At 43.5% G+C, this 8,565-nt stretch carries 6 protein-coding genes and 1 pseudogene; 1 reads left to right on the top strand and 6 read right to left on the bottom strand.

All coding sequences use genetic code 11. The features are described 5' to 3' along the window. Positions 1-51 precede the first annotated feature (51 nt). The 6 genes from A3I5_RS0110425 to aspS form a co-directional block, all read right to left on the bottom strand. Positions 52-1,662 carry a glycoside hydrolase family 13 protein gene (locus A3I5_RS0110425; protein WP_018374552.1) on the bottom strand — a complete coding sequence of 537 codons (1,611 nt, stop codon included), beginning with the start codon at positions 1,660-1,662 and terminating at the stop codon, positions 52-54. Between the two features lie 993 nt (positions 1,663-2,655). Further along, the gene (gene galE / locus A3I5_RS0110430) at positions 2,656-3,669 is read right to left on the bottom strand and encodes a UDP-glucose 4-epimerase GalE (RefSeq protein WP_018374553.1); all 1,014 of its coding nucleotides are present in this window, start codon (positions 3,667-3,669) and stop codon (positions 2,656-2,658) included. Between the two features lie 55 nt (positions 3,670-3,724). Beyond that, positions 3,725-4,186: a class Ib ribonucleoside-diphosphate reductase assembly flavoprotein NrdI gene (nrdI, locus tag A3I5_RS0110435; protein WP_018374554.1), complete on the bottom strand. Its 462-nt coding sequence runs from the start codon at positions 4,184-4,186 to the stop codon at positions 3,725-3,727. A gap of 267 nt (positions 4,187-4,453) precedes the next feature. After that, positions 4,454-5,332: a YitT family protein gene (locus tag A3I5_RS0110440; RefSeq protein ID WP_018374555.1), complete on the bottom strand. Its 879-nt coding sequence runs from the start codon at positions 5,330-5,332 to the stop codon at positions 4,454-4,456. Between the two features lie 192 nt (positions 5,333-5,524). Then, positions 5,525-6,466, bottom strand: a complete 942-nt coding sequence (locus A3I5_RS0110445; protein ID WP_018374556.1) for a YitT family protein — start codon at positions 6,464-6,466, stop codon at positions 5,525-5,527. Then, on the bottom strand, positions 6,453-8,207 hold the full coding sequence (gene aspS / locus A3I5_RS0110450) for an aspartate--tRNA ligase (RefSeq protein WP_018374557.1): 1,755 nt from the start codon (positions 8,205-8,207) through the stop codon (positions 6,453-6,455). Before aspS ends, A3I5_RS0110445 begins: the two co-directional genes overlap by 14 nt. A gap of 223 nt (positions 8,208-8,430) precedes the next feature. Here aspS and A3I5_RS12815 point away from each other — a divergent pair. After that, a pseudogene (locus tag A3I5_RS12815) lies at positions 8,431-8,565 on the top strand (ISL3 family transposase); the annotation flags it as partial.

Below are 8,565 nucleotides of genomic sequence, written 5' to 3' on the forward strand. Positions count from 1 at the left end.
TATCACCAAATAATTTCCTGAATTAAGTCATTTTACTGGTAAATAGCGATTCTAATACCTGATTGCCACACACACTGCGTCCCATGGCTGCATCATCTGGTTTTGGAAAATGGAAGCAACATCTGTGTTGCTGATGACGGTTGCTTCTGGTTGACCAGCAAAGCTGAACGGTTGTGTGTCGTCAGACAGGTTGACAGCGATGAGATAGGCTTTTCCTTGATACTGACGCGTATAAGCAAAAACCTTATCCTCTGTGTCCAGTAACTCAAAATCCCCATAAATCAGCCAATCCTCCGTCTTGCGCAGACTAATCAAGTGCTGATAAGTGTAAAAAATCGACTGTGGATCTGCAAGAGCCGATGCCACATTGATTTCCTGAAAGTCAGGATGGACAGGCAACCAGGACTGACCTGTGGTAAAACCTGCCTGAGGAGAAGTGTTCCATTGCATTGGAATACGAGCATTGTCCCGCCCGATATGACGGATACTGGCCATGATATCCTGCTCAGATCGCCCTTCTCCCAAGGCTTCTTTGGCATAGTTGATGGACTCAATATCTGCAATTTCGGTCAAATCCTTGAACGGGTAGTTAAGCATGCCGATCTCATCACCCTGATAAATGTAAGGCGTCCCTCGCATCAGATGGAGCAAGATAGCCAGGGCCTTGGCCGATTTTTCACGATAATGCTCAGGGCTTCCCCAGATTGAAAGGGCACGTGGCAAATCATGGTTGTCCCAGAAAAGCGAGTTCCAGCCCTCGTTTACACCTAATTCTAACTGCCATTTAGCAAAAATTTCTTTGAGTTTAGGGACATCCAGCTCCTTTTCAATCTCCCACTTCGGGCGGTCTGGCTTATGTTGCAGACCGATATGTTCAAACTGAAAAACCATGGATAGCTCTTGATTATCAGGCCCTGAATAAGTCTTAGCAATCTCAGGCGTTGCTCCCCAAGTCTCCCCGACAGTCAAGAGATCTTTGTTGCCAAAAGTAGCTAGGCTCATTTCTTTCAGGTAATCGTGCAGTTTTGGGCCATTTCCTGTGATTTCTTGATCAGGAATTTTCCCAATCAGGTCAATAACATCCATCCGAAAACCGCCGATGCCCTTGTCAATCCAAACATTCATCATGTCGTAAATCTTCTGACGAAGCGCAGCATTTTCCCAATTAAGATCTGGCTGCTTACGACTAAAAAGGTGCAGATAATATTGACCAGAAGCTTCGTCCAACTCCCAAGCAGATCCGCCAAAGGTGGACATGAGATGATTAGGCTGGTCACGCCAGACGTAAAAATCGCGCTCTGGGCTATCGGGATTTTTCCTCGCTTCGACAAACCAAGCATGCTCATCAGAGGTATGGTTGACCACCAAATCCATGATAATCTTAATTCCTCTCTGATTAGCGCTATCTAGCAGTTCCTCCATATCTGCCATACTGCCAAATATCTCAGCGATAGCTTCATAATCCGATATGTCATAGCCATTGTCGTCCATAGGACTCTGATAAACTGGCGATAACCAGATGGCTGTGATACCAAGTTTTTCAAGGTAATCTAGCTTTTCCGTAATCCCTTTCAGATCACCAATCCCATCTCCATTACTGTCCTTAAAAGACCGTGGATAAACCTGATAAACTGTTGCGCGGTGCCACCATTTTTCTTGCATGCGTTTTCTCCTGTATTAAGATTAAGGTACAAAGCCCGTTAAAAAAAGCGACGAAAAATGAAAAAATTGACGATGAGTCTGTAGACTCTAGGAAATTTTTGAATTTTATCGAGCTTTTTAGGGCGTGTTCAATTCCAAGATACAAAGGGCGTGTAGAAATGCGTTGGAAAATAAGGGAGTGACCGATGAGTCCAAAGACTCAAGGGAACTCACGCATTTTACCGAGGATTTTAGGCCGAATTCAGTTAATTAAGATATGAGGGCGTTCAAAAATGCGATGGAAAATGGCGGTAAGTCGGTCATCTTCGATGACGTTGACGCGCCCCGGCCCAGACGACTAGGATTTCCACAGATAAAATCGAAGGAAAGCCAGACGGCTACGGCCCTAACCATACCAACCTCCATTTAGCATTTTAGTCCGAATTCAACTGCAAACAAGTTTCTAAACTTGAAACAGTCATACATTTTACCAAGCATGAGGCCATATTTTATCAACGCAACCGGTTGCGTTTGTTTCTTATAGTATAGCAAAAAATCATGCAAGAGCAAAGAAAAAGTAGAAGAATTTCTTTGAAATCTGAGATTAATGTATTCATTCTACTTCGATACAGGAAAATCTGCAAGAGGACAATTAGCGATTTTCTATACTAGACCTGTTCGGTAAGTCAAGTATTTTTAAAATGATAGTTGATGCTCATTTTATTCTTGAAAAAGAAATCTTAGGAACCTTCATTTAATAGCTTCTAAAGAGAGCTTATTCACTTTTATTTTCCCAAACGTATGACTTTCTTGTTGACCCCCTACCAAGGAGTAGATAGTAGGCAACATCACCAAACTAGCACTTATTTTGATGTTTTTTTAAATATTAATCTCTTGCTAGAATTAAGGTTTTCTTAAGCGAAGTGATGTACACTTAACTCAATCCTAAAATTTTTCATAATCTCCTGAGAAAAGTCCCAATCGCACGATTGGGACTTTTCTTTGTTATCTTACTTAAGCATCGTAACCATTCGGATTGTTTTTTTGCCAGCGCCAGGTGTCACGTACCATGTCTGCTAGATCTTTCTCAGCTACCCAGCCAAGCTCTGCCTTGGCTTTTTCAGCATTCGCATAGCATGTTGCAATATCTCCAGCACGCCGTGGACTGATCGTGTAGGGAATGGAAATGCCATTTTCCTGCTCGAAGGCCTTGACCAGATCCAACACGCTGTAGCCGATACCTGTTCCCAGGTTATATACCTTAGCACCTGATTCTTTTAAATTTTTGGCAACAGCTAAAACATGCCCCTTAGCCAAGTCAACCACATGGATATAATCGCGTACACCAGTACCATCTGGCGTATCATAATCATCCCCAAAAACCGATAACTGCTCGCGCTTGCCTACTGCAACTTGGGAAATATAGGGCATCAAATTGTTAGGAATGCCATTTGGCGCTTCGCCAATCAGACCCGATTCATGTGCACCAATCGGATTGAAATAACGAAGATTGACCACTGACCACTCTGGATCAGACTGAGCTACATCGTTCAAAATCTGCTCCATCATGACTTTGGTATAACCGTACGGATTAGTTGCCGAAGTTGGCATCTCCTCAAGGAAAGGCACTGGATTGTTCATGCCGTACACAGTCGCTGAGGAGGAAAAGACGATATTTTTAACACCAACTTCTGCCATAACTTCAAGCAGTGCAATGGTTCCAGAAATATTATTATGGTAGTACATGAGCGGTTTTTCCACTGATTCACCAACCGCTTTAAAAGCTGCAAAATGAATAACCGACTCAATGGTATGTTGAGCAAAGACTTTCCTTAGAAACGCCTTATCAAGAATAGAGCCTTCGTGAAAGGGAATGTCTTTTCCTGTAATCATCTTGAGACGGTTTAGAACCTCAGGAGACGAATTGGAAAAATTATCCACAATCACAACATCATAACTCGCCGAAATCAGCTCAACCACGGTATGGCTACCAATGTAACCTGCACCACCTGTAATTAAAATCGCCATATGCTACTCCATTTTCCTTGTTTTTCTCTAGTATAACATATTTTAGTAAATTTTACTAAATTTTGTAGAGCTTTTCGATTTTTTCTGCAATGCGTTTGATATCATCTGTCATTCCACGCATTTCAAAATCATCCAAGACAGGAAAACCGAAACGCTGACTATACTGCTTAGCTGTTAAGCAGTACTGATTGTTGAAATTACGGTTTCCTGACCCGACAATACCAAGGCAGTTCTTGAAATTATCTTCAAAAGCGATAAAGTCTCCAAGCGGATTGGTCAAAATTTCCTGATCGCCATTGTCAATCCCGTTTCCACCCTCCAAGTAAGTTGGTAAAAAGGCGACAAAATCGCCCTGCATCGCATAAAAACTGTGATCTTCTCTGATCAATTCTTTGATGTCAACCGTTTCAATCGCAATCGCATCACCATGTCTCTCCTCCAGATACTGACTCATTCGACGGACGAAGGAGGCTGTGTTACCACTTAAGCTAATGTATACAAATCGTAATGTTATCATGTTCTTTCCTAACTAAGCTTGACCTCCAAGCTCTTAGACCAAACCGTTTTCATCGGCTCATTGATCATTCTTTGAAATAACTGGTTTGACCATAGGTGGATTATCTTAGAACCTGTATTTACAGGCATATTTCCCATCTCAGCCCTTATTTTGAGCCACCCGTCGTTAGATTTTTTTGAAATACGTCAGTATTTCTGCAAAACTCTGCCTTGATTGCCCCTAAAATCAGAGCTAATCTGGGAGATCTTCCTTTGTGAATACAGGTTCTTATTTTTTCCAAGGTAATTTTTTCTGCACATCCCAGGTAAAGCCTTCGCCAATAACCTCATGAACATTGATGACAGAGATAAAGGCATCAGGATCAATCTGGCTGAGTACCTCCTTGACATAGTTTATTTCCTGAGGGTTCAAGACGACATACAGAACGTCCATATCCGCCCGAGAATAGGCGCCTTGAGCCTTAAGATAAGTCGCTCCACGGCCAATTTTATGCAAAATAGTCGTAACCACTTCTTCAGGCTTTTTCGTAATAATGAGCATCCCGCGAACCGCGTAACCACCACTTTGCACTAGGTCAATAATCTGGCTGACGACAAAAGACATAATGACCGTATACATCATATGCCGTAGGTCAATGTAGCTGAGCGATGCCAGCATGACAAAAATATCCAAGATCAGTAAACTCTGGCCGACCTGGTTACCAGTCTTATGCTCCATAATCCGAGCAATGACATCTGTGCCACCAGTTGTTCCACCGTAGCGAAAGACCAACCCCAAGCCTGTTCCTGCAAAAACGCCTGCCAGTAAAGCTGCAATCAGCAAATCCTGCCCCACATTGATATGAAGCCCTAAACGCTGAAAAATTTCAAAAAAGACAGATAAGGCAACCGTACCATAAATCGTCAATAGCAAAGACGTTTTGCCAAAATATTTAGCTCCCATGTAAATAATGGGAATGTTGATGATTAAAGAAGTATAGGCAGGATTAAGCCCCCACAGATTGTGCAAGATCAGGGTAATCCCGCTGACACCACCCTCTGCCAGATGATTTTCCATATTGAAATTGACAAACCCAAAGGCATAAAGCGCCGTACCTAGGGTAATCATCAAAATATTAAAGGGTGTGATCCGATAGTCGACCTTCATATAATTGTTCCTATTCTCCTTACTTGTTACTCTCTAAAGTATGTAGCTCTATATTTATCACACAAGCACGCTCCTTAAAGACTACCTGTTTGGCTACTCATTGTTAATGTTTGCCTGTAAGCTCGGCAAAAACGCTCTTGATTAGTCAAAAGCAGCACTTTCAGCCAGGCATTTTACTTGTGAATACAGGTTCTAAGTCTCATCTTCCACGAAACGCCCAATAATCTGGATATTTTCAGCGACTGAAATAAAAGCTGCCGGATCCGCTTTTCGCATATGGTATTTAAAGTCATTAAACTCAGCCTGAGTGATGATAGTGATCAGCACTGCTTTTTTCTCATGATTATAAGCCCCTTCGGCTTCATTGATAATGGTCACCCCACGGTGCAATTTCTTGTGAATCCGTGCGATAACCCGCTCTGGCTTATTAGTGATGATCATGGCCTGCATTTTCTTTTGCTTGACATAGACCGCATCCACCACTCGACCTGACACAAAGACAGCCACCATGGAATAAAGACCTGCTTCCCAGCCAAAAAGAAGGCCTGCCATCGTCACAATACAGAGATTGACCACTGTTGAGATGACACCGACATTCTTACCTGTTTTTTTGCGCACTAAAATACTGACAATGTCCGTCCCGCCACTAGAGACACGGTTTTTAAGCGCGTAGCCGACACCTGCTCCCATAAAGATGGCACCGAAAATAGCATTGAGCAAAGGCTCATCGGTCAGGGTAATCTGTGGCACAAAATGGATAAAGAAAGCGCTCATCGTCACCGTCAAAAAGGTAAAGATGGTAAACTTTTGACCAATCTTATACCAAGCTAACAGTAGAAGTGGGACATTGATGACATAAAAGCCGACCGCAATCGGAAGATGAACTCCCCAAAAGCGTTCTACTAAACTCGACATAATCTGTGCCAACCCTGTCGCACCACTAGAGTAGACCCCGCTGGGTGCATAAAAAACGTTGACCGCAATGGCAGATAATAGCCCATACATGATGGACCCTGTCAGACGCTCGGCATACTTTTCTCTTGAAATGCTGATGAGCACCTTGAGAATTTCATGCTCTCTTGCTAAGCGAAGGATTTTTTTTCGAAAAAAGCGATAATATTTACTCGTTTTCATGTTCCTGTACTTGGAGACTCAACTCCTCCAACTGCTTGTCTGCGACCAGACTCGGAGCCTGGGTCATTGGGTCAGACGCCTTATTGTTCTTTGGAAAGGCAATAACTTCACGGATATTGTCCTTACCAGCTAAGAGCATAACCAAACGATCAAGACCGATAGCCAGCCCTCCGTGTGGTGGGAAGCCATAATCCATGGCCTCTAACAAGAAGCCAAATTGCTCGTTGGCTTCCTCTGCTGAAAAGCCAAGCGCTCTAAACATGCGCTCCTGCATCTCGCGCTGATTGATACGAAGGCTCCCACCGCCCAATTCATAACCATTTAACACAATGTCATAGGCAACAGCACGAACCTGACTCAAGTCACCCTCCAAATGGTGAGCGGATTGCTCAGTCGGCAAGGTGAATGGGTGGTGAGCAGAGGTGTAGCGGCCTTCTTCTTCAGACCATTCAAACATTGGCCAGTCAACAACCCAGAGGAAGTTGAAGAGGTTCTGCTCAATCAAACCCTGCTCCTTGGCAATACGGCTGCGAAGCGCACCAAGGGTGTTATTAGCAACCTCTAACTCGTCTGCCACAAAGAGAACCAAATCCTTATCACCCAATTCTAAGCGCTCTACCAAGCCTGATGTCACACTGCCTAAGAACTTAGCGATTGGTCCAGCGAACTCTCCTTCGGCATATTTCACCCAAGCCAACCCCTTAGCGCCAAACTGTTTAGCAAACTCGGTCAGTTTGTCAATGTCCTTACGCGAATAGCTGTCTGCCAAACCTTTAACAACGATAGCCTTGACCACAGGTGCTTCTGAGAAGACCTTGAAATCAGCAGTCTTTGCCAATTCTGTGATGTCTTGTAAAAGCATGTCAAAGCGGGTATCTGGCTTGTCAGAGCCATAGTTGTTCATAGCATCGTTGTAGGCCATCCGTGGAAAAGGCAAGGTCACTTCGATTCCCTTGGTTTCTTTCATGACACGAGCAATCATGCCTTCTACTAAGTCCTGAATCTCTTGCTCATCAAGGAAAGATGTCTCCAAATCGACCTGAGTAAACTCTGGTTGGCGGTCCCCACGCAAATCTTCATCACGGAAACACTTGACAATCTGATAGTAGCGATCAAAACCAGCATTCATCAAAAGTTGCTTGGTAATCTGTGGGCTCTGTGGAAGGGCGTAAAAATGCCCTTGGCTAACACGGCTCGGTACCAAGTAGTCACGCGCCCCTTCAGGCGTTGACTTGGTCAAGATCGGCGTCTCCACATCAATAAAATCATGCGCATCCAAATAGTTTCGAATGCTGTGTGTCACTGCTGCCCGTAGTTTAAAATTAGCTAGCATCTCAGGACGACGCAAATCCAAGTAACGGTAGCGCAGTCGTGTCTCATCACTAACTTCCACACCATCCTTAATCTCAAACGGTGTTGTCTTAGCAGTATTGAGCACAGTTAAGCTAGTCACCTGCAATTCCACCTCACCAGTCGGCAGCTTAGGATTAGCTTGCTCGCGAAGAGCAACTGTCCCTGTTACACTGATCACGTACTCAGTCCGCAGATTTTCAGCCACAGCCACCACATCAGCAGCTACTTCCTCGGGATTGATAACCAATTGCATGATCCCCTCACGATCCCGTAAATCAATAAAAATCAAGCCCCCAAGATCACGACGACGGCTAACCCAACCTTTCAAGGTCAATTCCTGACCAACATGCTCTGCACGCACCAATCCAGCATAAAGCGATCGTTTCATAAACACTCTCCATTAGAATTAATCTCAGCTTCTATTGTATCACAAGTCTGGGAAAATGGATAAGCAGATAAAGAAAAAATCACCGACCAGCAGTGATTTTTAGGGCTCTATACTATCTGTAGTGGGTAACTCCACTTTGGATAGTATAGGGCTTTTTGAGTACACAAAAAGTCCCATAAGACTTATAATGAAAAGCGCTAACCAACTCATTAGAAAGCATCTTATGGAACACATCAATCATACCACACAACTCATCGGAATGAAAGATAAAAATATCAAACTAAACGAAATCATGAAATATGATACCCATATCCTTATCAGAGCTACACTAGATTATATACCTCCTCTATGCAAGCAT

Source organism: Streptococcus merionis DSM 19192 (assembly GCF_000380085.1).
GTDB classification, from domain to species: Bacteria; Bacillota; Bacilli; order Lactobacillales; family Streptococcaceae; genus Streptococcus; species Streptococcus merionis.

Bases quoted from the DNA above. Each gene is read 5' to 3' on its own strand.
- A3I5_RS0110425 (WP_018374552.1), bottom strand. From the start codon at position 1,662: ATGCAAGAAAAATGGTGGCACCGCGCAACAGTTTATCAGGTTTATCCA.
- galE (WP_018374553.1), bottom strand. From the start codon at position 3,669: ATGGCGATTTTAATTACAGGTGGTGCAGGTTACATTGGTAGCCATACC.
- nrdI (WP_018374554.1), bottom strand. From the start codon at position 4,186: ATGATAACATTACGATTTGTATACATTAGCTTAAGTGGTAACACAGCC.
- A3I5_RS0110440 (WP_018374555.1), bottom strand. From the start codon at position 5,332: ATGAAGGTCGACTATCGGATCACACCCTTTAATATTTTGATGATTACC.
- A3I5_RS0110445 (WP_018374556.1), bottom strand. From the start codon at position 6,466: ATGAAAACGAGTAAATATTATCGCTTTTTTCGAAAAAAAATCCTTCGC.
- aspS (WP_018374557.1), bottom strand. From the start codon at position 8,207: ATGAAACGATCGCTTTATGCTGGATTGGTGCGTGCAGAGCATGTTGGT.